Genomic DNA, 23,868 nt, shown 5'->3' with positions numbered 1-23,868 from the left:
CTGTAGTATCTTTCTTTAAATGGAAAAAAGAAGAGTTGTTATTACAGGTATGGGTGCCGTTTCACCTCTCGGTCACAATGTAGGCGGATTGTGGAATGCCATTAAGAATTGTAAATGTGGTATTGAAAGGATAACTCTTTTTGATCCGACTTCTAACCCGGTGCAGATTGCGGCCGAGGTGAAAAATTTTAATCCTGCTGACCATGGAATTTCTCCGAAGAAGGCTTCTCGCATGGGACGCTTTACTCAGTTCCTTCTGGCGGCTTCCCATGAGGCTGTGAGGGATGCGAATCTTTGCCGTGAAATTCTTGAAGATGAAAAGACGGGTGTCATTGCGGGAAGTGCGATTGGCGGCATGGATGTAATTGACCAGTCCTTCAATCTGTATGTGGAATCCGGAAAAAGAAAAATTTCTCCGTTTGATGTGGCGAGACTTATTCCCAATGAATGTGCCGCCAACGTTTCTATGGAGCTGGGGATTACAGGTTGCGCCTGGGTGGTTTCGTCTGCCTGTGCTTCGGGGACGGACGCGGTGGGAACCGCTCTCAAGGCCATCCGCTATGGCGATCTGGATGTCTGTCTTGCCGGTGGTGCAGAAAGCTGCGTTACGGATTATGCTATTAAGGGCTTTGCCAGTATGCGGGCCCTGACGACCCGTTTTAACGATTGTCCGCAAAAGGCTTCCCGCCCCTTTGATAAGGCTCGCTCTGGATTTGTAATGGGGGAAGGTGGTGCAGTTCTGGTTCTAGAAGAACTTGGACATGCCAAGGCCCGCGGGGCAAAAATTTATGCGGAGTTGGCCGGCTATGGTGCAAGCGCCGATGCCTATCATATTACTTCACCAAGGCCCAATGGTGATATGTGCGCCAGGGCTGTACGCCATGCCTTGCGTGATGCGGGTGTTCTCGCCGAGGATGTCGATTACTACAATGCTCACGGAACTTCTACCGTGATGAATGACTCGACGGAATCTCAAATGCTGCTGAATGTTTTTGGTAATCATGCTAAAATGAAAATGAAAATTTCCAGCACCAAGGGGATGACGGGCCATTGCATTGGTGCCGCTGGCGCTTTGGAAGCGGTGATTTCGACCATGGCCATTCATGATTCCTTCTATCCTGCGAATATCAATTGCGATAACCAGGATGAGGCCTGCGATATCAACCTGGTGGATGGTAAGGGTTTTGCTGGGAATATCGATTGTGCGGTTTCTGCTTCGCTTGGCTTTGGCGGACACAACGGCGCCTTGGTTCTAAAAAAATTCAAGGGCTAGCGATTTTCTAAATTGATAGTCCTTTTTGAGGGCTGTTGATTTGGTTGAATTAATTATTCTTGCTGTTTTCTGCGTAGCGTTGTTTGCGTCCCTTTTGACGGGCGCTCCTTTGCTGTACTCGCTGGCCTTTGGGCTGGTACTTTTTGCGGGCTACGGTGTGCGTTGTTGCGGCCTTCGCGAAACTTTGAAAATGTGCTGGAATGGCGTGAAGACGGCCCGCGGCATTCTGCTGTTGTTTGTTCTGCTGGGACTCTTGACTTCTATGTGGCGTGCTGCGGGAACGATCCCTACGGTGGTCAGTTTTGCGGTGGAATTGATTCGTCCTGAAATTTTTGTGCTGCTGACTTTCGTGTTGAATTCCGCCATGTCCCTCTTGACGGGGACGGCTCTCGGAACTGCGGCCACCATGGGCGTGATTTGTGCGACTATCGGACGTTCCATGGGGATGGATGGCGTTTCGGATTCGGCGTGGATCGGCGGCGCTGTTTTGGCAGGAGTCTATTTCGGTAATAGAATTTCTCCCATTTCATCCATGGCGCTTTTGACTGCGGGAATTACGAAGACGGATATTTACCAGAACATCCGTGATATGGTAAGGACCACTTGGTTGCCGTTCTTGATGAGCAGTGTGGTTTATTTTACGGCTGGGATGAATGTTGATGTTACAGCCGGTGTTGCGGGTGCTTCGGGTGTTGTAGGGGCTTCCGGGGTCCCGAATGTTGCTGAACTTTTTGCCAAGGATTTTTCGCTGTCATTGTGGAGCCTTATGCCGGCTGCGGTGATTGTCGTGCTTTCTGTAGCCCGTGTACGTACTAGTCTTGTGCTGCTGTGGAGTTCTGCTTCGGCTTTTGTTTTAGCGCTTGTAATTGAAAATCAGACTTTTATTGATTTGCTTAAATCAATCATTTTTGGTTATAAAACAACTGTTCCCGAAATTGCCAAGATGGTAAATGGGGGAGGTCTTCTCTCCATGGTAAATGTTTTCTTGATTGTTGTAATCGCAGGTTGTTGTGGCGGCATATTTAAAGGTACGTCGTTGCTTCAACCTGTCAAATCAAGAATCGAAAAAATGTCCCAAAATACCAATCCCTTTGTGGCTACTTTGGCTTGTGCGTCTCTGGTGTCCTGCGTAGTCTGCAATCAGACCCTCACCATCATTTTGACAAACCAGATGACAGAAAATCTAGGTGCCAAAAATCAGGCGCTGAACCTTTATGATACGGCTGTTACGGTGATTGCGTTGGTGCCTTGGTCTGTAGCCACGGTCATCGTGTTGAATGCGGTACAGGCTCCCAATAGCGCTGTTCTTTGCGCTTGCTTTTTATATCTGGTGCCGGTTTGTAGAGTGATGATTGGGCTGTGTGGGAAAAAGGCGGTGTAAACGGAGTTTTTTTCTAATTTCCACTGCCTTTTTGTTATTTTGTTTGTATTTTTAGCCCTTGATGGGAACGGGAAATGTGTTTTAGGAGGCTTTGGACCTTTGAAAAACCTTTTTTTATCCGCTTGATTTAGTGTAACGTAATGAAAAGGCGGTGGAAAAGGCTTGTTTTTGCCTGTTTCCACCGCCTTTTTGACGCTACTCGATTTTATTTCGCGATTAGGTATTGTGAATTTCTCTTTAGAGTTTCTGCGATGGATCTTCCGTGCAGTTGCTCTGCTTGAAATTTACCCTGGTAGCGGCCTTGCAGGTCGAAGACCGTGACGTTCCCCCATATACGCGGAGACTTGGCGATGCTCTTTGCAATGGGCTTTATGCTGCTAGTGGAACTGAGACCGTATTCATAAGCACCCAAATCTGGAGCTTTACCTGTAAATTCCAATCCCACATCTTCGCCCTTGTCAATAGCGCGGCTGCCTTTTTTCAACCTCAAGAAGCCCACGTAGGGAATGCTTCCGTCAGCATTTCTAGGTCCTAAAATTCCAGGAATCTTGGAAAGGTCTTCGCCTGTTACAGTCATGCTGGGGTCGTCAAGACTTTCGAAATCAGATTCGTCTAAATCCAGTTTTAAGTTCCAGGTATTATTTTCGCCTGCGGCACAATCTTCGTCATGTCCCTTGTCGCTGTCATCGATTTTTACCCAGCATACACCAACTTGGGAATTCAAATTTGGGAAAGCAATGTTGTTTTTTAGTACATGAGCGTTATCGCCCGTCAATACGGCAACATCGGCGAGACGGTGACCTTCTGCATCGAATGTGGTAGATGCCATGTTGAAAGCACGTTGTTCATTTTTGAATGACGTGTTGTTGATCCACTGAGTTCCTGCGCCTGTGTAGTTTGCGTAAAAACCGAAGGTTTCGTTTTTCCAGGCAACGCTATTTCGAATGATATGGTGTCCGCCGCCAAATGTGCTTTCGCCCATCTTGAATCCGGAACCGTTTCCGTTTTTCGGCATCTTTGTACCATAGTCACTGTAACCGCTTCCCATGGCGTAGCTGTTTTCTACAACAACAGGAAATTCCTGATTGATAAAGTCGTAGGCGTCGTCGCTGTTCCACCAGGAACGGCAACCGAAAAATTTTGTGGTGTCGCCGTCATACTGATAATGTACGCCAAAGCCGTCGGCATTTTCACCATCGCCCTGACGACCTGTCGGGTCGTAATTGTCATGGGCATCACAATTCAAGAATAGATGGCCACCGCCGTTGAGCCCTCTTCCGCCTTCGTTCACGAAGAATCCCGGACCCGCATTGTGATGGCTTTCCATCTGTTCCAAAATCACATGTTTGCATCGGGTAACGTAAACGCCCGAATTGGAATTATGCTTCATGGGAACGTTGCGAACTTCGATTCCCTTCAGGTGCAAGTAGCTGGCGTAAATCAAAATGCCTGCAGTGTATTCCAGATCCGTAGATGAAGTGGTTTTGTCAAGAGCTTGGCCAATGGGAAGGTTGGTGCCGTCGAAAATAGGACGTTCTCCAGGGTAAGCGAAATAGTGAATGCGCTTGTCGTCGCTTTCACCGCTGGTGGTTAACAAAACTCCTGCAGACATTCTGGCGCGTTCGCAATAGGATGTGTCTCGCATTTCGTAGACGCCGCCGCGAATCCATACGGTATCGCCGGGAGTTACCACGGAGTTAGCCTGTTTCAGTGTGGCGAAAGGCTTTTCCTTCGTTCCCTTGCTTTTGTCATTACCGTCAACGGCTACATAATAGGTTGCACCAAATGCCTGGACTGCGGTCAAGGCTGACGCTAGTACGAATGCGAATCTTTTGTCCATAAACACCTCCATTCTTTATTTGTATTATAAAAAAATAGGAGGGTGTTGTCGGAGGATTAAAGTCAAACTAGTTGGATTCGTCCTTGAGACAGCGGACGGATTCTCCAGACGTCTTTAAATGACCCCTATTCATGATTGGGACGTAGTAAGCAAACTCATCAACGTGGTAACCATAAAAGGCTTGGTAGTTGAAATGTGTTGTGCCAAAATCCATCGTAGTAATGAAGATTGCGTTGTGTGGGTCGTTTCTAAACAGACCGTTGTTTTTTGAACTATTGGAGTTTGATAATGTTTTGAAGCGAATTCCTGCAGACAGTACGTTAAATCCGGTCAGGTTTAAACTTGGTTGTGCTGCAGGCAGTTTTGTGTCCGGGTGAATTTTATTTTCCCAAAGAGAGTCTGATTTCATCTGGACGTCATAGGAAACTTGTGGATTCCGCCGCCGCACCAACTGGAGTCAACTCTAAAATTCAGATTCTGGGCCATCCAGGTTTGTTCTCCGATGGTGACCATCTTATAAACTTGCCTATCGCGGGGATCGGTGAAATAGTCGTAAAGTTTGCCGTTTTCGCAAAGCTGAACTTCCTTGTCGTAGACGATGCCTGCGCACACGTCCTTGATTTCTCCCTCGTCGCAGATCTGAGTGTTGGCGTCATAGGATCTGCCGTTGCAAATAGCAGGATAAAGAACCTGAGAAGAATCACCGCAGGTAAGGGTGACTGAACCGTCTCCGTTGTCTTTGGAAGTGCAGTCAATGATGGTGTCGTGGAGAGTGACTGAGTCCTTGACTGTGACCGTGTCGCTTGAAGAAATGGTGTCGCGGATGTTTACTGTATCGCGGACATAGACCGTGTCGATTCTGGTGAATTCTTTTTGTTCAGAATCGGCGGCAGAATTGACGCTGGTGGAATCGTCGCAGGACGCAAAAAGTAGAGCGGCGGTAACTGCAGCTATATAGAATTCCAAACACCTTATGTAGGCAAAGATAGAAAAAAGAAAAGCTGTTAAAGGGGTGTCCTGATGCTGGCTGTGACTTCTGGAATTTGCTTTAGTTGGTACTATGGAATTGTATTTTGCTAATTTAGATATTATGAAAAAAAATTGGGGATATTTCGTCTGTGTTGGATGTTTTGTTCGGCTGCAAAGATGATGATTTGGAATGTCGAGGTCGCGTCGTGGATGTGGCGCGGGAAGAAGAACGCTTTCGCAATGAAAAGACTGATGCGGAAAAGCGGGCTGAAAAGACCAAGGAAATTCAACAAAGACGCATGGACAATGACCGCGCCTCGAAAAGTGGTTATTTGGGTGTGGCCCTTGTTTCTCCTTTTCTTGTCAAAGAAAAGGAACTGATGGGGTGCTGAAATCTGGATGAACTACGCAAATTTTGTGGGCTTCAAATTTGAGGTCCGTTTTGGAACTTATATCTTGTAGGACTCTCTATGGACATTTCTCATTACCTGCCTGTGATTTATGGAATCGGGGTTCCCTTCTTGGGGACGGTTCTTGGTGCGGCCTGCGTGTTCTTTATGAAGGGAAATTTGCGCCCCAAGGTGCAGCGTGGCATGATGGCATTTGCTGCGGGCGTGATGGTGGCGGCTTCTGTGTGGAGCTTGTTGCTACCTTCCATTGAGTCGTCGGGTGATTACGGCAAACTTGCTTTTGTTCCGCCGGTGGCTGGATTTTGGGCGGGCATTCTTCTGCTTTTCTTGATTGACAAGATTACTCCCCATTTGCATTTGGGTAGCGATTCGCCGGAAGGCCCGCGGGTGAAAATGAAACGCACGACAATGCTTGCGTTGGCGGTGACGATCCATAACATTCCCGAAGGAATGGCTATTGGTGTGGTGTTTGCGGGTTGGCTTGCTGGTATCAGCGGGGCAGTTGGTGCTGGCGATGTGGCAAGTGCGGGTGCTGCGGGAGGAATTTCCTTGGCGTCGGCGGTGGCGGTTTCTGTGGGTATGGCCTTGCAGAACTTTCCGGAAGGCGCGATTATTTCGCTGCCTTTGCGTGCGGAGGGCGAGACTCGCCTGAAGTCATTTGGACTTGGCTTTATTTCTGCGGTGGCGGAAGCAGGTGCTGCGGTGATTACCATTCTTCTGGCTGGTTTTGTTTTGCCAGCGATGCCCTATTTGCTGAGCTTGGCTGCTGGCGCCATGATCTATGTGGTGGTGGAAGAACTTTTACCCGAGGCTAACGAAGGCGTTCACTTTGACGGTGTGACCTTGCTTTTTGCCTTAGGATTCTCCCTGATGATGGTTCTGGACACGGCGCTTTAAATTAAGTTTGAACCTATGTCCAAGTTTTCTGAATATATCGGTAGTCAGTTTGGGAATCCCCGCGGTGTCGTGGGGGCGATTTGTTGCGTCATCATGAATGTCATTAACAGGGCCATGTACAAGAATACGGTGGCTCTTGTGGATGTGAAATCCGACGACAAAATTCTGGACATCGGTTTCGGTAACGGTTGCTTGCTGCAGCGACTCTATGGAAAGTTCAAGTGCGACTTGTACGGCATTGATATTTCCGAAGACATGGTGAATGCCGCCATGGAGCGAAACAAGGTGGCTGCCGATGATGGAAAACTTCACTTGCAAATCGGTGATTGCTGCGACTTGCCTTTTGACGAAGGGATATTTGCGGCGGTTACATCTATCAATACCATCTATTTTTGGAATGATACGGCAAAGGGCCTTTCTGAAATTCGCCACGTGCTGAAACCGGGGGGCATTTTTTACAATGTGGTTTACACCAAGGAATGGCTGGACAAACTTTCCTACACAAAAAAAAGGTTCAAGAAATTTGAACCTGAAGATTTGATTTCGCTGGGGAGCAATGCTAACTTTGAAAAGGTGACCGTAAAGGAAATCGTCAAAGGCAAAAGTTTCGTGGTGATGTTCAAAAAATAAAAAACGGCAGGGACTTGCGTTACCAAATCCCTGCCGCGGGCCTTCGCCCATTTTGCTGTGTGGATCAGCAGAAAAAATCCTTCCAGATCTGAGTACCTAATTCGCTAAGTCTGATTTGAGTCCGTTCGATTTCTTCGTGAAGACCCTTCCGGATAATTTCCTCGATGGTGGTGAAGGCCACATCGGAGCGGAGCTTTCCTAAAAGGCGAATGGATTCTGCGTTGCTCTTTACGGGGAAGGCGATGTTCTTCAGACAGATTTCAGCCTGTTCCAGACAATAGCGCAGGGAACGTGGGAAGTCTTCTGTCAAAAGCAGGAATCCCGTTACGTTGTATGGCGTTACGTTGGAATTACGACGGTGGAACATTTCGTATGCACCGACACTTTTTAGAACGGCATTCCACTGCACCGTATCCATGGCCATGCCCACCATGCTCACATCCGGAAGGAGGATGTAGTATTTTACATCCAGAATTCGGGAAGTCTGGTCGGCTCGTTCCAACATGGTTCCCAGGCGGGCGAAATTCCAGGCGACATCGTGGCTCATGGTGCCCTGAATGATACCTACCGTCAGCTGGCTGAATTCCTTCACGCTGCTGTAAAAGGCATGGGGGGAAGCCAATGCCTGCTGGGACATTTCAGGATCGTTCAGTTTCAGGTAGAACTGATTGATGGCAATCCATAGTTCCGAAGAAATTCTTTCGCGGACGCAGCGGGCATTTTCGCGGGCGGCAGCCACGCAGGAAATAATGCTGCTGGGATTTTCCTTGTCGAAGGTAAGGAACGTCAGGGCGTTTTCAATGGAAACGTGGGCGTACTTCTTGAAAAAATCGTCAGCGTTTCCTGCGGTCTGGATTACAGGTTCCCAGGGGCGTTCTTCGCCGGGCAAGTCCAGCTGAAGCTGGAGATTGACATCGATACTTCGGGCCACATTTTCGGCACGTTCAATATAGCGGGCAAGCCAATAAATGGAATTTGCAACTCTACTAAGCATAAATTTTCCTAAAAGGTTTGAGGTTTGAGGTCGCTCAGCTTTGTTTCGCTTTTGGGTCGCACCATTCTGGTGCTTTGGGGTTAGAGAATCGCGGCTACGCCGCCTTTGTCTAGCTCTAGGGGCGTAAGCCCCGACCTCATAGCTGAAAGCCTTACGCAGTAAGGCGCGCTCACTGCTGTTGTTGTTGTTCCATCCATTGTCTGGCTTGTCCCAACTCTGGGGCCTTTTCGTTTTCGGCGATGACCCAGGTGTCCTTGCAGCCGCCACCTTGTGAGCTGTTCACCACGATGGAACCTTTGCGGAGTGCCACGCGGGTAAGGCCACCGGGGAGAATGTAGGTGTCCTTGCCTTGCACGATGTAGGGGCGCAAATCCACATGGCGACCTTCAAAACCGCCGTCCACAATGCAGGGGACGCGACTGAGTGAAATCATGGGCTGTGCGATATAGTTACGGGGATTGGCCTTGATCTTTTCCTTGAAAGCTTCGCACTCTTCCTTAGTGGACTTAGGGCCTACAAGCATGCCGTAACCACCAGATTCGCTGGCTGCCTTCACCACCATGTTTTCGATATGGTCGATGACGTGCTGCATATGCTTGGGGTTTTCGCAGACGAAAGTAGGTACGTTGGGGATAATGGCTTCTTCTCCCAGGTAGTACTTGATAATCTGCGGTACATAAGTATATATAGCCTTGTCATCGGCAACACCGCAACCCGGCGCATTGGCCAGTGCCACGTTACCCGCCTTGTAGGCTTCCATCAAACCGGGAACACCCAGGCAGGAATCGGGGCGGAAAACTTGCGGGTCCAGGAATTCATCATCAACACGACGGTAGATTACGTGAACCTGTTTCAGTCCGCGGGTGGTTCGTGCATACACCTTTTTGTCTTGCACTACCAAGTCATCGCCGGTCACCAAGTCCACACCCATTTGCTGTGCCAGGAAGGAATGTTCGTAGTAGGCGGAATTGTAGATGCCGGGGGTCAGCACCACAACCTTCGGGGTTTCAACGCCTTCGGCCAGGTATTCCAGGGCATGGCGGAGACGCGTGCAGTATTCGTCTACCGGGCGGATGGAACAGTGAGTGAAAACCTGGGGGAAGGTGCGCTTCAGAATCTGGCGGTTCTGCAGCACGTAGGACACGCCGCTGGGGCAGCGCATGTTATCTTCCAGAACATAGAAGGTGCCGTCGGTATCGCGAACCAGGTCGGTACCGGTAATGTGGGCCCAGATTCCCTTGGGCGGCACGAAGCCTTCCATCTGGGGGCGGTAAGCGGTGCATGTGTTGATGAGACTTTCGGGGACAACCTTGTCACGCAAAATCTTGCGGTCGTTGTAGATGTCTGTCAAAAAGCAGTTCAACGCTTCGGTACGCTGCTTAAGACCTGCTTCCAGATGTTTCCAGTCGGCGGCACTGACGATACGGGGGATGACATCGAAGGGGATGATCTTGTCCTTACCATCCTTGTTGCCATACACGGCGAAAGTGATGCCGTTGTCGTAGAAGGCTGATTCTGCAACTTTCTGACGACGCTGCAGTTCTCCTTTGGGGAGTTCGTTGATGCGGCTGATCAACGGTTCTGCCGCCGGACGGGGAGTTCCATCGGGAAGGCAGAGCTCATCGTAAAAGCCCTCGGTATTGTAGTTTCCAAATTTCATGTTCTGTTTTCCTTGTGTGTTTTTTTAGGTACGAGGCTTCTGGTTCCAGGTACGAGGTTTATTTCTCATCTACGTTTACGGCTACTTTCAATGTGTGATCGCCGCCGCCCGTAATGACGCCCTTTAGGGGGCTTACGTCACCGAAGTCTCTTCCCCAGGCGAGGATGATGTGTTCCTCGCCGCCCAGCACATTGTTGGTGGGATCCAGTTCCACCCAACCGTGGCCGGGAACGTAGGTGCTTGCCCAGGCATGTGTGGCGTCGGCGCCTACAAGTTTTGGCTGACCCTCGGGCGGGTGGGTTCGCAGGTAACCGCTTACATAGCGGCACGGCAAATGCAGTGACCTTAGGCAACCAATCATCAAGTGGGCGAAATCCTGACAGACGCCTTTGCGCCCGCGAAGAATTTCTTGGGGTTGTGCGCCGATTCTTGTGGCACCGGGAGTGTACTTGCAATCCGTATAGATGCGGGTCATCAGTTCCTTGGCGGCGTCAAAAATTGGGCGGCCCGGTTCAAAACTTTCCAGCGCGTAGTTCTTGACAGATTCGTCGAAGTTGGCGAAGGGCGAAGTGTAGGCGTACATGGCCGCGTCCAGAATTTCATCGTTGTTTGGACGTTCCAGAATTTTTGCCACTTCTTCCCAGGGCATAGTTTCTCCGGCTTTGGGCGGTTCCTCTTCACGGACTTCTACAACGCCTGTGGTGTTGAATCTGAAATGAGTGTGTTCTTCTTCAACGCTAAAGGCGAGAACGCGGTTCCCGAAAATGTCCAACCTTTCCTGGCGTGCCGTAGGATTGGGTTCCACTTCGATATTGTGGCTAATCCAATTCTGCCGGCTGACCATGCGGGGGAGCATATGGGCCAGGTGATTGCTGTAGAGAACGGGCAGATGGTAATCGTAAACTGTTTCGTGATCGATCTGATATACAGGCATCCTAAACCTCCGACACTTCTGTGGTTGTGGCGTGAATAACTCCTGCGCGAGGAGCGTGGTTCAAGTAGAGCCTGCTTATGATTTCTGCGATATGTTCTACATTCTTTATTTGTTCGTCAACTAGTCTTGTTAAGTTCTCCCTTTGATATCCGATAGTTCCTGCTAACGATTCGATGTTCGCCAGACGAAGATCCGTAAGGACTCGCATCAATTCAAGATCCAGAGGCGAGAAGGCGGCTTCTCCCTGGAGGTTTCCTGGCAGGTGTTCCGTTTCTTCACGCAGGCGTGCAATCTGATAGGCGACGCTTCGCGGATTTGATTCGTCAGACAACAGCAAATCCAATACCGGCACCACTTGCAAACGGCCGCCGTAGCGACGGTGGTAAGTCATGAGACCGTCACCAATTTCAAGTACGGCCTGCAACAGACGCAGGTTTGCAATTTCTTCGGCGGGGGCCGTAGACAGCAGACTTTTAATCAGCTGTAAGGTGCGAATGGCGCATTCTATCTGTCGACCGATTTCTAGGAATCGCCATTCGTGGCCGCGCGTCATGGAGTCCGCTGCGAGCCCGGCCACGGCAGCACTGTCTGATAAGACTGCCTTTAGGTAAGGCAACAGTGATGCTGCACCTGCCCCCGCCGGCATTTCTGCAACACCGAATCCGTTCAGGTAAAGCCATAGATCTTCAGAAATTCTGTCTCGCAACTGAACAGCCAGATCGCGAATTTCTGTCAGTACACATTGCATCCCGTTACGGTTATCCTTTCTCAGGATGAAGTAGCGCAATGCGTTTTCCGGATCCTGTGCCATTCTCGCCAGGGATTCATCGGAAAGGCCTGCTTTCAGGATCCAGGGAAGTTCCGGCATTTCTGTCCAGGATTCATCAGACAGTCGCACTGCAATTCCTCTTGCAATACGAGCCATCATGTTGGAAGCGGACAGGTCCCGGCCGAGGCGATACAAATTCTCAGCAGCGCGGCTGGGCAAATCACCGCCTGCTCGAGAAGGTGTAATGGCCTGGTCGGCCGGGGCCAGGAGAGAGAAGTGGGCAACAGGTCTTTCGGAAAGCACCCAGATGTCCTTTTCTCCAACATCGCGTTCAAGGATGTGGGCCTTTGAAATGCTTGCTGCGGCGCTGTTTCCCAAGTTCTTGTCGATGAACTGGAAGATCCCCAGTCCGCCGGGCATTACGGAAGTTTCCTTTGCTGTGTTTACGGCAAAGAACCTCATCAGCGAAACGGCCGGTTCAATGCTTGCGGAACTGCTGACATCGCCTGGACGGTGTGCTAGAACTGTTGCCAAGTCTACGGACTTTTCGGCGACCCATTGTTCCGGCGAATTTTCGATAGCCTGCAACAGCGCAAGCTGCGCCGTTGTGGTCATGGAAGCGTATGCCTTGGGCTCCGGCTCCTTGAAATTTCCAGCGTCCCTAAAGGCTTTCTTGAAAATCCACTTTTCGGGTTCTGCAAGAACACGATCTATATCGTTAGCGTTTCCAAGCCAGACGGTTTCCACATCCTTCAGGAGCAATTCTTCTCCGAGAAGTTCCTTGCAAATCTCCGGGAGGAAGGGCTTGAACATAGGCGTTTCTAAAACACCTGTTCCAAGGAAGTTTCCGATGGCCACGTTCCCTGCGCGTACGGTGCTGATCAGGCCCACTGCCCCTTCGCCACTATCAATGCGAAGTTCCAGCGGATCGCACATGCCATCTTCGACACGACGGAAAATGGTACCGATTTTTTTCAGCCCCATCAAGGTCTTCATGTAGACTTGCAAATTTCGTACGGCCAAGTCGTCGTTTTCGACCAGGGGGATTCCCAAGTAGCGGGCCAGCATGGCATCTTCGGCACGACGGGGATTGTCCGGCCCCGAGGCCAGAAGCACAACCTTTCCGCTGTCGCCTCGAGGATCTTGGGCGTTAATATCCTCGTGCATGGCGTCTAAACCATCCAGCAACTTCTTGAAGAAACCTGCCAGACGTTCCGTACGCATGCTGCGGAATAATTCCGGGAATGCGCGGCTGACGCCAATGCGGTTTTCCAGGGCGCGGCCTAAACCTTCGGGCACTTGCAAATGGTCTGCGATGGCGACGAAGGAGCCGTCTTCGAGGCGGGCCACATCTGTTGAGGATAGATTCACGAAGATGCCGCCGGCGGGTTTTACCTTCCAGGCCACTTGCATAAAGTCCGGATTGGCGAACAACAATGCGGCTGGCAACTTGCCCTTTTTCCACAAAGTCTGATCGCCGTAAATGTCATGGGCCAAGGCGTTAAAAAGCCTGGCTCTCTGAGCAACGCCTGCTTCCAGGATGCTCCATTCCTCAGACGAAATCACCAAGGGGATGGGGTCGGTACCCTTGTGGCTGCCGCTGGAACTGGACGAAAGATCGTTCTCGTCCAGAACGTTATGCAAGCGCCTACAACGGTGCTCGAACTCCTCCTTCGACAATGCCGAAAGGGATTTGATAAATGAGTTTTCTGATTCCACACAGTTCATGCACTAACAAGTGCAAAAGCCGTGCCAAAGTCTGTGATGTTACGATGAAATTGAAAAAACGCCTAGCCTAAACGCCCCAAGCTTGCTGAACAAATTGCTTTTAAGACATTTTCCAACAAATTTTTCGTTTTTGACGAACTGATAACTTTATCGTAAGATTTATGTAGATACAATTCTTGTTTGTTTTACAATTTTTGTTTGTAAAGGGGCGCGAGCCTTTGGTTTTTGTTATGGGAGTCCATCAACCCTTGAAACAGTGCGAAGTAGCCTTAAGAAGATACCGTTTTACCATAAAAACCTAAAACAATTAGGTTAGTATAAAGAATACTACAAAAAATCTTGCTTTTATAAATAAGTTTGATTATATTTGTAGCATGTCAAAAGATTTATCCAAAATTGTGCAGTTAGGGGACGCTGCCGACCTGTTGGTAGGCTATCCTTTTCGCAGCACTTGCATTCCAGGGGAACAGGGGGTGCTTACCTGTTTTTTAAAGGATGTGGATGCCGGCGGGGTCCTTAACGTGCTTGCCCTAAAGCGTGTGGAGGTCGTGTCTCCTAGCCCCTCTCATTTAGCAAGCGAAGGTGACATTGTTTTCCGATCCCGTGGAACAAGTTTCGTAGCTGCCGTCGTACCCGAAGTTCGCGAACACATTCTTGTTGCCGCACCCATGATCCTCGTTCGCGCGAAGGGCGGCGTTGTTTTGCCTGAATATCTTGTTTGGTGGATAAATGGAGCGCCAGGGGAGTCTTATTTCAAGGAACACGCCAAAGGCACGGGGATTCCCCTAATAAGCAAGGCGGTCCTTGAAAAGATGCCCTTAAAATTGCCAAGCATCGAAGATCAGCAAAAAATCATTGACTTGGTCAATTTGAGCAAAAAAGAGCAGTTTCTAATGTCAGAAATTGCCACCCGAAAGAACTTAATTTTAGAAAGAGAAATTTCAAACTATCTGGAGTCGCTATGACCGAAAATAACGTCAAGAAAATTCAACAAGACGACATTAACGCCGCAGCATGGGCCGCTTGCGACACCTTCCGCGGTGCGGTCGATCCGGCTCAGTACAAGGACTACATCTTGGTGATGCTGTTCCTAAAATACATGTCCGATGTTTGGCGCGATCATTATGAGGCTTACCGCAACCAGTACGGGGATGATGAATCTAGAATTCGTCGCAAATTGGAGCGCGAACGTTTTGTGTTGCCCTTGGTGCAGCTCACGAATGAAAAGGGTGACGTAATTGATGAGTTTACTGCTGATTATTACAGCCTTTATGAACGACGCACCGCAGATAATATTGGCGACCTTATCAACATCGTTTTGGATAAAATCGAAACTCAGAACCGCTTGAAGTTGGAAGGCGTTTTCCGTAACATTGACTTCAATTCTGAACCGAACCTGGGCAGAACTAAGGATCGCAACCGCCGTCTCAAAACCCTTCTTGAAGATTTCCATAAAGAAGAATTGAACATGTCGCCTAGCCGTGTTTCTGAAGACATTATCGGTAACACTTACATGTACCTTTTGGAACGTTTCGGTACGGAATCCGGCAAGAAGGCGGGAGAATTTTTCACTCCGTTCGTAGTGACGGAACTTGTGGCAAAACTTGCCGACCCCAAGGAAGGTGACAAAATTTGCGACCCCACTTGCGGTGCGGGCGGTTTGTTGCTTCAGGCATCTAAGCAAATTGGCGGAAACAATTTCGCGCTGTTCGGTCAGGAATCCAACGGAAGCACTTGGGCGCTTTGCCGCATGAATATGTTCCTGCATAGCACCGACAGCGCTCGCATCGAATGGGGCGACACGTTGAACAACCCCATGCTTGTAGAAAAAGACAAGCTGATGAAATTCAATGCTGTGGTTGCGAACCCTCCGTTCTCGCTAGACAAATGGGGGGCAGAAAATGCAGAAAGCGACCCTTACAACAGATTCTTCCGTGGCATTCCGCCCAAGAGCAAAGGCGACTGGGCCTTTATTACCCACATGGTTGAAACAAGCCTCGTTGGTGAAGGCCGCGTTGTAGTAGTCGTTCCTCACGGCGTTCTTTTCCGTGGAGCATCCGAAGGCAAAATTCGCGAAGCCATGATCGAAGAAAACTTGTTGGATGCGGTTATCGGCCTGCCCGAAAACCTGTTCCCGACCACAAGCATTCCCGTGGCGATCCTGGTGTTTGACCGCAGTCGCGAAAAGGGCGGCAAGAACGAAAAACGCAAGGATGTTCTGTTCATTGATGCCAGCCGTGAATTTGTGCAAGGCAAAAAGCAGAATTCCCTTTCCGAAGAGACCATCACGAAAATCGTGAACACCTACAAAAAGCGTAAGGCCATTGACAAGTATGCTCACTTGGCCTCTCTCAAGGAAATCAAGGATAACGAATACAACTTGAACATCCCGCGCTATGTGGACACCTTTGAAGAAGAAGCTCCCATCGACATTGACGAGGTCCAGAAGGATATCGACCGCCTTGAAAAGGAACTGGCAGAAGTCCGCAAACTGATGGCGCAAAAACTCAAGGAAATTAAGCGTAGCTAAAAGTTACGAAATGTCGTGGGAAAGACCGGAGGCAAAATGAACCGTCAAAAAGCCGAAATTAAATTAAAACAGATTTTTGGTTTTGATCATTTCTATAATGACCAATGGTCCGTTATAGAAAAGGTATTAAACAAGGAACGAGTTCTAGTCATTCAAAAAACAGGATTTGGAAAATCCTTGTGCTATCAGTTCCCGGCAACGCAATTTGATGGGTTGACAATCGTTTTTTCTCCACTAATAGCCTTGATGCGAGATCAGGTCGCGTCCCTAAATAAAAGAGGGATTGCAGCAAGGTGTATCAATTCTAATCAATCGCAAGAAGAAAACGACGCAATAATTGAGCTGGCAAAAAAAGGTGAACTAAAGATTCTTTATATCGCTCCGGAACGTCAGGGAAGTTCGTCTTGGCAAGAAGGCGTTCGTCAAATGAAAGTTTCCATGGTAGTTGTTGACGAAGCGCATTGCATTTCTCAGTGGGGACATGATTTTCGTCCAGATTTCAGGAGAATCGTAGACCTTGTAAAAATCTTACCTATCGATGTTCCGGTATTGGCAGTTACGGCTACTGCAACGCAACGAGTTCAAGACGATATTCAGGAACAGATTGGCAATGGAATGTCTGTAATTCGAGGAAATCTCCTTCGCGAGAATCTGCGATTGTTTGTTGTAAAGGTCAAATCTGAAAGTGAAAAGAAAATTCGTATTGCAGAATATTTAAAAAATTGCAATGGTTCAGGCTTGATTTATACAGGGACGCGAGTAAACACGGCAATATACGCAGACTGGCTTAATTATGTAGGCATTAATGCCGCCATGTATAACGGATCTCTTGAAGCAGAGGCTCGTGTTGAAATTGAAAAAGGGCTCCAGGAAAATCGTTGGAAGGCGATTGTATCAACAAATGCTCTTGGAATGGGTGTTGACAAACCCGACATTCGCTTTATCATTCATACGCAGATGCCGCAATCTCCAATACATTACTACCAGGAAATCGGTAGAGCTGGGAGAGACGGGCAGCCTGCAGATGTCATTTTGTTTTATAACGAAACTCTTGCCGACGATGGCGTCCCCTTTGACGAGATGCTTCCCAGGAGCTTTATAAACAACGCAAAACCTAAAATATCAGAATATGAAGCAGTAATCAACTTGTTAAAAAATGAAGCTCTTGGCGAAAAAGGGGTTATGGAAAGGTTGAACATGAAGCAAACCCCTGTTCGTACAATTCTTGCCGATCTCATAGAGCAGGGAATCGCCGTAAAGGATACTAAAAACAAGTATGAATACAAATTTGGCGCTCCTATGCTGGATTCTAAGTCCTTTGAATCGCTAAGAAAAGCGAAATTAAAAGACTTGGACGCAATGCGCGGCTACATAGAAACTACGGAGCCGCGAATGGACTATTTGCGCCGTTATCTTGGTGACAAAATAGATTCTCCATCAAGTAATTGTGATAATACAAATTTGAAAGATAGTCTGAGTTATTTTGCCCAGAGCAACCTGTGGGACGATCTCAAAAAGTTTAAAAACGACCGATATCAGGAATTAACTCCCAAAAAGACTTCATCTTTGGATGTTGGTTTTGCCTTGGATAACTACATTCAAGAGGAAGGCGAAATCGGTCAAATTTTGCATCGCTGTAAATACGAAAATGGCGGTGAATTTCCTGATGATCTGGTTAAGCGAATGTCTCGAATGATACAACGTAAATTTTCATCGGAAACATTTGATTTTATGCTCTATGTACCCCCAACAATTTCTGGGGATTTAGTCAAAAATTTTGCAGAAAAGCTTTCTATAAGGCAGAATATTCGTCTCTGCCATGATTTGAAGAAAAATAGGGAAACAGAACCTCAGAAGATTCCTCAAAATTCCATTTTGAAAAAGAAGAATGTTCTGGGTGCATTCGCATTTGAACACGCTGAAGTTTTAGCTGATAAAAACATTCTTCTGCTAGATGATATTTATGACAGTGGGGCGACCTTGAATGAAATTGCTAAAATGTTGAAAGAAAATGGCGCGAAGAAAGTGACTCCTATTGTGATAGCGAAAACTGTCGGAGGTGATTTATGAACAACATGAATGAATTAGCATATTGGATGACCCTTGCTCATGCGGCTGTAAAAACTTCTGTAAAGAACGACATTTTGATAAAATGCTTTAACGCCCAAAAAAGTGTCATTGATTTCTTTTCAATGAATGAACAGAATTGGAATGCTGTATTTGGATTGGACATTGCTGATATTGATGCTCTTTTAAGGGCCAAGGAGATGCTCCCAAACAACGCTTTTACTGCAGAAGATCTACTGAATCAAGGCTATTCCCTGATTCCTTCAACATCGCCTAAATTTCCGGAACTGTTGAAAAAAAATCTTCGAAAAGCGGGGTGCCCAGTTCTCCTGTACGCCAAGGGAAATATTGAATTACTGAACCAGCCATCTGTTGCTGTTGTTGGTGCTCGTTCTGCAGGAGAAATATCCCTTGACTTCACAAAAAAAATTTCTGCCAAGTTAGCTTCAGACGGCAAGGTCATTGTGAGCGGCTTTGCGAAGGGCGTTGATAGAGAGGCTCTTGATGCCGCAGTGACTGCAGGTGGTTCCAGCATCATTGTCTTGCCTCAGGGGATATCTACTTTTTCTACAGGATTTAAGCAGTATTATAGGCAAATTGTTGAAGGCAAGGTACTCGTTGTTAGCGCTTATGCACCCAAGGCTCCTTGGTCAACGCGTTTAGCCATGGATAGAAATAATTTGATTTATGGTATGGCAAGCGAAATCTATGTCGCAGAATCCAATGAGGGTGGCGGAACCTGGTCTGGTGTTGTAAACGGTCTTAGGCGTGGCTGCAAAATCTATGTCCGAAAGCCGAATGATGGTGAGAAAAATGCCAATCAGCTGCTGATTGAAAAGGGTTGCAGCGCAATAATTCTGAATAATGAAAACTTGATAGAATACCCAGCAGTCGCTCCCCAAGTGCTTACTGCTAGTGATTCAAAGGCTTCCTATAATGCGACAAAAAAAGATGACCTAGTTCTTGATTTGTTTGGAAGCCAAACTCAAGGAAATTAAGCGGTAGGGTCCCCATGAACTTTAAAGACCTAGAAAGACTGATTTCGCAAGATGAAACAAAATCCCTGGAATTGAAAAAATCTACTGGGGAGCTGAAGGAAGGAATGCGCTCGGCCTGTGCGTTCCTGAACTCTGATGGTGGAATTCTTGTATTCGGTATTTCTCCGTCTTTAAAAATTATCGGGCAAATCGTGAATGAGTCCACCCGCCGTGACGTGGCTCAAATAATGTCTGGAATTGAACCTGCCGTTAATCCTGTCGTGGAATACATTGATATTCCTGGAAAACCAGGATTTCAGGCTATAGTTTTAAAGTTTAATCCGTGGGTGTATGGCACAAGACCATACACGTTTCAAGGCAAGCCCTATTATAGGGTAGAAAGCGTGACTAAGGTAATGCCTCGCGATTTGTTTGACGAAAGAATCATGCAGAATCGCCCGAGGAAATATGCCTGGGAAATGCAGCCCGCCGAAAACATCCGTATCGAAGATCTTGACGAAGGCCGAATTAGAGGCGCTGTCCGTGTCGGTGTGGAAGGTGGACGCATTTCCGAAATGTCTCTCCACGCATCTCTCGAAGAAATCCTGGAGAAATGGGAACTTCTCGAAAATGGCGTTTTGAACAACGCTGCAGCCGTGCTGTTCTCTAAAAAGAAAACCCGAGATTTCGAACTGAGAATGGCGCGCTTTCGCGGAACAGACAAGCTCCACTTCATAGACAATCAACGGGTACACGGGAACTTTTACGAACTGATGGATGCTGGGATGGCTTTTTTCTTTAAGCATCTATCTCTTAGCGGCGAAATTACAGGCTGGTACAGAGAAGAACATTTGGATATTCCAGTAGCGGCATTGCGCGAAGCCTTGATCAACGCCATTTGCCATCGCGACTACGAAAAATACCAATGCTCCATCGGCATCGCCATTTACGACGATCGTATCGAAATAGAAAGCCCGGGACTACTCCCGAGGGAATTGACTCCAGAAAGCATAAAATTGCCGCACAGGTCCTACCCAAGAAACATCACCTTGGCGTCTGTATTGTACAGCACCATGGTTTTGGAAAACTGGGGCTCTGGAGTAAAGCGCATCATGGACGCCTGCAAGGCCGAAGGCGCCGAAGAACCTAGCTGGTTCGAAGAAACTGGATTTGTGGTAGTTTCGTTCCCGTTCAATAAGCTAAACGGCGTTGATGTCAAGAAATCGGACGAAAATTCTCAAAATGTCCTTCAAAATGTCCTTCAAAACGTCCCTCAAAATGTCCCTCAAAAAACAAGGGATCGTTTGATTGGAATAATACAGGAAATACAAACGAATAATACCGTGCCAAGAGGCGCTCTGGCAGCACGATTTGATGTGACTGTCAAGACGATCATGCGCGATTTAAAGTTAATCGGCATTAAATGGGAAGGCCCTTCAAAGACAGGACATTGGGTTGAAGCAAAGGATGTGGAAAATGGCAAATAGCAATGAACATATTGAAGAGTTTCTGAATTATTATCTGGAGAAGGAGACTTCTCCGGATTATGCCGTTTTGATTACAGGTTGCTGGGGATCTGGGAAGACATACTTTATCAAGCAGTATCTTGCCGGAAAACATCCTGACGGACAAAAGAAGGATGTTGCGCAAATCAGAGAATGGTTGACCGATTGCGAAAAATACACCGTTGTGTACGCAAGCCTTTTTGGAGCTAAATCCAGAGCGGAAATGGATCAAAGAGTTCTTGAAAAGTTACATCCGATACTAAACTCAAAGTGGTTGAAAACCGTTCCTGGTGCTGTTTCTCTTATCGGGAAAATTCTTGGAACGCTTTCTTCAAACCCCGCTGGAGCTGCGATTGGATCTGTTGCAGGGGATGCTGGAGCATTTGCTGCCAATAAAATTATAGAAACTCTTAAACAAAAATCAAAAAAATTTGAAAGGCTGGTTGTCGTTTTTGATGATGTTGAACGCGCAGACATGCCACTACCCGAATTATTGGGATATTTAAATGCTTATGTCGAACATCTGCATGTTCCCTGTATTTTGCTTGCAGATCAAGACCGTTGGGCAGAAGCTCAAAAAAGCGAGGATGACAAACTCTCGGTTAGAAATCTCGCAAAAACAAATGGCGAAAATATTGAAATCAAACTTTCCTTAAATCAAGGAACAACTTTACAGAATCTTTCTAGCACACAAGAGAAAGTTGTTGGCAAGGTTTTACAAATTAGAACATCAATTGACGACATTGTTAATGCATGGCTAGCTCCAGAAAAGGGTAGCCTTGATGTAAGTACGGATATAAAAAATCTCTGGTGGCAAAATAAAGAACATATCTACGAGTTATTCAATTGTTTAGATGCTGCAAAAATAAAATACTCCGGTAAAGACGAGTGGAGTGCGAACGAAAAGAAACAGCACAAGTTTGATAAAGCACAAATGCGTGAATACATGTCGAAAATTCCCCTTCGAAATTTTCGTGCATTAAAACATACAATAAAGGACTTTGACAATCTTTGTACTTATTACTGCCCAGAACTTGGCGAATTACTGAAAGGCGAAACAGCAAAGAACCGGGGCGCTACAGGGATTTTCATTAGACATTTTTTGAAAATGCGATATTGCCTAACAATAGGCATGTATGATGCTGCGAGTATGTGGAATCGCTCGGTGATTTTTTATGTTCGAGAGGAACTTGCTGAAGAAAATTCAATGACAAAATGGGATTGCTTTGAAGATGTCATGTATAAGACGGAATTCTTGGACGGATTCCCTATGCAGGATTGGCTGGTTTACAGCAGTTTTGACAAAGCGACCGTAATGAATAAAATAAAGAATTCTGCTCTATTTGGTGGTTATAATGAATTTATGATTCGTCAAATATATCATTGGTGGGCCCTAAGTGATGAAGATGCTACAGAGTGCTTCGAAATGCTGAATAAGGCGTTAGACGACGGAGGTCTTCAAGATCCAAACACTCTTGTGTACTTATTCGTATCTATGTGTATTCTTGCAAAAGACGAACTTGCAACTTTTAATACAACCTATGTAAAAGATCGTTTCAATAAGTATCTTGATAAATATTCTGCTAAAATCAAGGGCGAAGAAGTTGATGACCTAGATGCGATAAAGATGAGCTACGGATCTGTAGGGAAATATAAAGAAGAATTGATACCGTTTAGAAATCGATTGCTAGAAATTTTGGCAATGGGTGATGAGGAACAGAAGCTAAAGAAACAAAAAGAATTCTTTGAAAACCTTCAATCCGAAGATGGTGAAAAATACAATAAAGCCTACTCGTTGATAAATCATATTTCTACAAGAAGGAAATTTTCATGGATTCATGTTGATGGGATCGCTTTTATAGAAATTTTCCGTAAACTAAATCGTTACCGCAGAGACGAAATATTTACAGCACTAGAATACCGCTACTTAAACATTCCTGACGAATGCGATTTGGAAACGGAAAAGAATTACTTAACGTCCTTGAAAATTGAATGCCAAAGAATTATAAATGAAAAAAGAGACATTCCGTTGCCCAGCCTATTTTCACTCAATCATTTGATGAATACTATAGATGGTTGCTTACAAAAGATTGAAGCAAAAGTTCAGAAGGAGAATAAAGATGGTGTTGCCTAGAGAATGGACTTCTTGTACAATAAAGGATATTCAGTCTGTAGAGGTGCAGAACGGCTTTTCTCCACAATGTGTTGAATATGAAACGGCTCGAAAATCACTCAGTTTAGGAGCTTTGACCGGTTTTTCATTGGATTTAACGCAAGAAAAATTTATCTCTGAAAAGGCCGAGTTGCCGTTGAACTCCATGTTGCATAAAAATGATATCCTTGTAAGTCGTTCAAATACGAAGGATAAAGTTGGTCGTGCAGCCGTTGTTTTGGAAGATGTTGTTGAGTACTATTATCCTGATTTAATGATGCGTTTTCAAGTTGATTCGCAAAAAGCTGATTGCCGCTATGTCGCAATGTATTTGCAATCACCTATGGGAAGAAATTATTTTATGTCTCACGCAGCAGGAACCAGTACAAGTATGGTCAAGATTAACAAGAATGTTCTTGAATCTTTCCCTATGGTTTTGCCACCTCTTGCTGAACAGAAGAAAATTGCCGAGACTCTTTCTGTTTGGGATTCTGCCATTGAAAAAATGGAGAAGCTGATAGAAAACAAAGAAATGTTGAAAAAACATGTTTTTTTTGAATTGACTTCATCTCAGCAACAATCTTGGGAAAAGCATATTCTTTCTGAATTCTTAATTCCTGGCGATAAAAAAACAGTAAGCGACACATCTGCATACAAAAAAATAACCGTCAAGTTACATAAAAAGGGAATTGAGTTCAATCAGCAAACAAGAGAGATGGCTGATACAAGACCTTTTTATGTGAGAAGAAAAGGAGAACTGATAATTGGAAAACAAAACTATTTTAACGGAAGTATTGCTATAGTGGACGAATTGTATGACGGATCAATTTGTTCAAACGCCATAATGAGCTTTAAAATAAAAAATGTGAATAGTTTCTTTTTGTACGAATTACTTTCTGATGAATCTTATTTACATAAACATGAAATGCTCGCCAATGGAACGGGACAAAAGGAACTATCTGAAAAAGATTTTTTGAATTTTGAAATTTATGTTCCTTCTCCCAAAGAACAAAATAGAATTGCAGAAATTTTGAATATTTATGAAAAAGAACTATCTCTTCACAAACAGCAACTTGCCTTATACAAAAAGCAAAAACAAGGCTTAATGCAAAAACTTCTCACCGGCGAATGGCGTGTAAAATAAGGTGGAAA

19 protein-coding genes are annotated in these 23,868 nt (G+C 46.4%); 12 read left to right on the top strand and 7 right to left on the bottom strand.

From position 1 onward, the window contains the following. The first annotated feature begins 19 nt into the window (after positions 1–19). Positions 20–1,273 (top strand): beta-ketoacyl-ACP synthase II, encoded by a 1,254-nt coding sequence (gene fabF / locus MMG03_RS04285; protein ID WP_249505709.1) that lies wholly within the window; start codon positions 20–22, stop codon positions 1,271–1,273. 40 nt (positions 1,274–1,313) lie between these two features. After that, positions 1,314–2,654: a Na+/H+ antiporter NhaC family protein gene (locus MMG03_RS04280; RefSeq protein WP_249505708.1), complete on the top strand. Its 1,341-nt coding sequence runs from the start codon at positions 1,314–1,316 to the stop codon at positions 2,652–2,654. Positions 2,655–2,859: 205 nt separating this feature from the next. Here the strand turns inward: MMG03_RS04280 and MMG03_RS04275 are convergent, their stop codons facing one another. The 3 genes from MMG03_RS04275 to MMG03_RS04265 all read right to left on the bottom strand — a co-directional run bounded on the left by MMG03_RS04275 (position 2,860) and on the right by MMG03_RS04265 (position 5,460). Further along, positions 2,860–4,494 (bottom strand): right-handed parallel beta-helix repeat-containing protein, encoded by a 1,635-nt coding sequence (locus MMG03_RS04275; protein ID WP_249505707.1) that lies wholly within the window; start codon positions 4,492–4,494, stop codon positions 2,860–2,862. A gap of 67 nt (positions 4,495–4,561) precedes the next feature. Continuing rightward, positions 4,562–4,903 (bottom strand): fibrobacter succinogenes major paralogous domain-containing protein, encoded by a 342-nt coding sequence (locus MMG03_RS04270; RefSeq protein WP_249505706.1) that lies wholly within the window; start codon positions 4,901–4,903, stop codon positions 4,562–4,564. Next, a complete protein-coding gene (locus MMG03_RS04265; protein ID WP_249505705.1) occupies positions 4,900–5,460 on the bottom strand; it encodes an FISUMP domain-containing protein in 561 nt (186 codons plus the stop codon). The genes MMG03_RS04270 and MMG03_RS04265 overlap by 4 nt, the downstream gene beginning before the upstream one ends. A 152-nt stretch (positions 5,461–5,612) precedes the next feature. Here MMG03_RS04265 and MMG03_RS04260 point away from each other — a divergent pair, with 152 nt between their 5' ends. The 3 genes from MMG03_RS04260 (at position 5,613) to MMG03_RS04250 (ending at position 7,400) form a co-directional block, all read left to right on the top strand. After that, complete coding sequence (locus tag MMG03_RS04260) at positions 5,613–5,855, top strand: hypothetical protein (RefSeq protein ID WP_249505704.1); 243 nt, start codon at positions 5,613–5,615, stop codon at positions 5,853–5,855. A gap of 78 nt (positions 5,856–5,933) precedes the next feature. Next, on the top strand, positions 5,934–6,770 hold the full coding sequence (locus MMG03_RS04255) for a ZIP family metal transporter (RefSeq protein ID WP_073160137.1): 837 nt from the start codon (positions 5,934–5,936) through the stop codon (positions 6,768–6,770). A gap of 15 nt (positions 6,771–6,785) precedes the next feature. Continuing rightward, on the top strand, positions 6,786–7,400 hold the full coding sequence (locus tag MMG03_RS04250; protein ID WP_249505703.1) for a class I SAM-dependent methyltransferase: 615 nt from the start codon (positions 6,786–6,788) through the stop codon (positions 7,398–7,400). 64 nt (positions 7,401–7,464) lie between these two features. On the opposite strand, the gene MMG03_RS04245 is transcribed toward MMG03_RS04250, so the two are convergent. From MMG03_RS04245 to MMG03_RS04230, 4 genes are all read right to left on the bottom strand, one after another. Further along, positions 7,465–8,394 (bottom strand): alpha-E domain-containing protein, encoded by a 930-nt coding sequence (locus MMG03_RS04245; protein WP_249505702.1) that lies wholly within the window; start codon positions 8,392–8,394, stop codon positions 7,465–7,467. 169 nt (positions 8,395–8,563) lie between these two features. After that, complete coding sequence (locus MMG03_RS04240; RefSeq protein WP_101479945.1) at positions 8,564–10,054, bottom strand: circularly permuted type 2 ATP-grasp protein; 1,491 nt, start codon at positions 10,052–10,054, stop codon at positions 8,564–8,566. 58 nt (positions 10,055–10,112) lie between these two features. Next, the gene (locus tag MMG03_RS04235) at positions 10,113–10,988 is read right to left on the bottom strand and encodes a transglutaminase family protein (RefSeq protein ID WP_249505701.1); all 876 of its coding nucleotides are present in this window, start codon (positions 10,986–10,988) and stop codon (positions 10,113–10,115) included. Position 10,989: 1 nt separating this feature from the next. After that, on the bottom strand, positions 10,990–13,401 hold the full coding sequence (locus MMG03_RS04230) for a circularly permuted type 2 ATP-grasp protein (RefSeq protein ID WP_249505700.1): 2,412 nt from the start codon (positions 13,399–13,401) through the stop codon (positions 10,990–10,992). Between the two features lie 458 nt (positions 13,402–13,859). Here MMG03_RS04230 and MMG03_RS04225 point away from each other — a divergent pair, with 458 nt between their 5' ends. From MMG03_RS04225 to MMG03_RS04195, 7 genes are read left to right on the top strand one after another with little or no spacing between them, the layout of a single operon-like run. Then, positions 13,860–14,450: a hypothetical protein gene (locus MMG03_RS04225; RefSeq protein WP_249505699.1), complete on the top strand. Its 591-nt coding sequence runs from the start codon at positions 13,860–13,862 to the stop codon at positions 14,448–14,450. Beyond that, positions 14,447–16,015, top strand: coding sequence for a type I restriction-modification system subunit M (locus MMG03_RS04220; protein ID WP_249505698.1), 1,569 nt, complete (start codon positions 14,447–14,449; stop codon positions 16,013–16,015). Before MMG03_RS04225 ends, MMG03_RS04220 begins: the two co-directional genes overlap by 4 nt. A 36-nt stretch (positions 16,016–16,051) precedes the next feature. Next, positions 16,052–18,085 (top strand): RecQ family ATP-dependent DNA helicase, encoded by a 2,034-nt coding sequence (locus MMG03_RS04215; RefSeq protein ID WP_249505697.1) that lies wholly within the window; start codon positions 16,052–16,054, stop codon positions 18,083–18,085. Beyond that, positions 18,082–19,080, top strand: coding sequence for a DNA-processing protein DprA (locus tag MMG03_RS04210; RefSeq protein WP_249505696.1), 999 nt, complete (start codon positions 18,082–18,084; stop codon positions 19,078–19,080). Before MMG03_RS04215 ends, MMG03_RS04210 begins: the two co-directional genes overlap by 4 nt. Positions 19,081–19,094: 14 nt before the next feature. Further along, complete coding sequence (locus tag MMG03_RS04205; RefSeq protein ID WP_249505695.1) at positions 19,095–20,546, top strand: ATP-binding protein; 1,452 nt, start codon at positions 19,095–19,097, stop codon at positions 20,544–20,546. Continuing rightward, entirely contained in the window at positions 20,536–22,698 is a 2,163-nt protein-coding gene (locus tag MMG03_RS04200; protein WP_249505694.1) for a P-loop NTPase fold protein, read from the top strand. The genes MMG03_RS04205 and MMG03_RS04200 overlap by 11 nt, the downstream gene beginning before the upstream one ends. Beyond that, positions 22,685–23,860 (top strand): restriction endonuclease subunit S, encoded by a 1,176-nt coding sequence (locus MMG03_RS04195; protein WP_249505693.1) that lies wholly within the window; start codon positions 22,685–22,687, stop codon positions 23,858–23,860. The genes MMG03_RS04200 and MMG03_RS04195 overlap by 14 nt, the downstream gene beginning before the upstream one ends. Positions 23,861–23,868 lie beyond the last annotated feature (8 nt).

The sequence above is a fragment of the Fibrobacter sp. HC4 genome, from assembly GCF_023373925.1.
Lineage (GTDB): Bacteria > Fibrobacterota > Fibrobacteria > Fibrobacterales > Fibrobacteraceae > Fibrobacter.
Note: the sequence above shows the minus strand (reverse complement) of the source record. Positions and strands in the feature narration are given on the sequence as shown.

Bases quoted from the DNA above. Each gene is read 5' to 3' on its own strand.
- MMG03_RS04255 (WP_073160137.1), top strand. From the start codon at position 5,934: ATGGACATTTCTCATTACCTGCCTGTGATTTATGGAATCGGGGTTCCC.
- MMG03_RS04225 (WP_249505699.1), top strand. From the start codon at position 13,860: ATGTCAAAAGATTTATCCAAAATTGTGCAGTTAGGGGACGCTGCCGAC.
- MMG03_RS04275 (WP_249505707.1), bottom strand. From the start codon at position 4,494: ATGGACAAAAGATTCGCATTCGTACTAGCGTCAGCCTTGACCGCAGTC.
- MMG03_RS04220 (WP_249505698.1), top strand. From the start codon at position 14,447: ATGACCGAAAATAACGTCAAGAAAATTCAACAAGACGACATTAACGCC.
- MMG03_RS04270 (WP_249505706.1), bottom strand. From the start codon at position 4,903: ATGAAATCAGACTCTCTTTGGGAAAATAAAATTCACCCGGACACAAAA.
- MMG03_RS04240 (WP_101479945.1), bottom strand. From the start codon at position 10,054: ATGAAATTTGGAAACTACAATACCGAGGGCTTTTACGATGAGCTCTGC.
- MMG03_RS04250 (WP_249505703.1), top strand. From the start codon at position 6,786: ATGTCCAAGTTTTCTGAATATATCGGTAGTCAGTTTGGGAATCCCCGC.
- MMG03_RS04235 (WP_249505701.1), bottom strand. From the start codon at position 10,988: ATGCCTGTATATCAGATCGATCACGAAACAGTTTACGATTACCATCTG.
- MMG03_RS04245 (WP_249505702.1), bottom strand. From the start codon at position 8,394: ATGCTTAGTAGAGTTGCAAATTCCATTTATTGGCTTGCCCGCTATATT.
- MMG03_RS04205 (WP_249505695.1), top strand. From the start codon at position 19,095: ATGAACTTTAAAGACCTAGAAAGACTGATTTCGCAAGATGAAACAAAA.
- MMG03_RS04215 (WP_249505697.1), top strand. From the start codon at position 16,052: ATGAACCGTCAAAAAGCCGAAATTAAATTAAAACAGATTTTTGGTTTT.
- MMG03_RS04200 (WP_249505694.1), top strand. From the start codon at position 20,536: ATGGCAAATAGCAATGAACATATTGAAGAGTTTCTGAATTATTATCTG.
- MMG03_RS04195 (WP_249505693.1), top strand. From the start codon at position 22,685: ATGGTGTTGCCTAGAGAATGGACTTCTTGTACAATAAAGGATATTCAG.
- MMG03_RS04210 (WP_249505696.1), top strand. From the start codon at position 18,082: ATGAACAACATGAATGAATTAGCATATTGGATGACCCTTGCTCATGCG.
- fabF (WP_249505709.1), top strand. From the start codon at position 20: ATGGAAAAAAGAAGAGTTGTTATTACAGGTATGGGTGCCGTTTCACCT.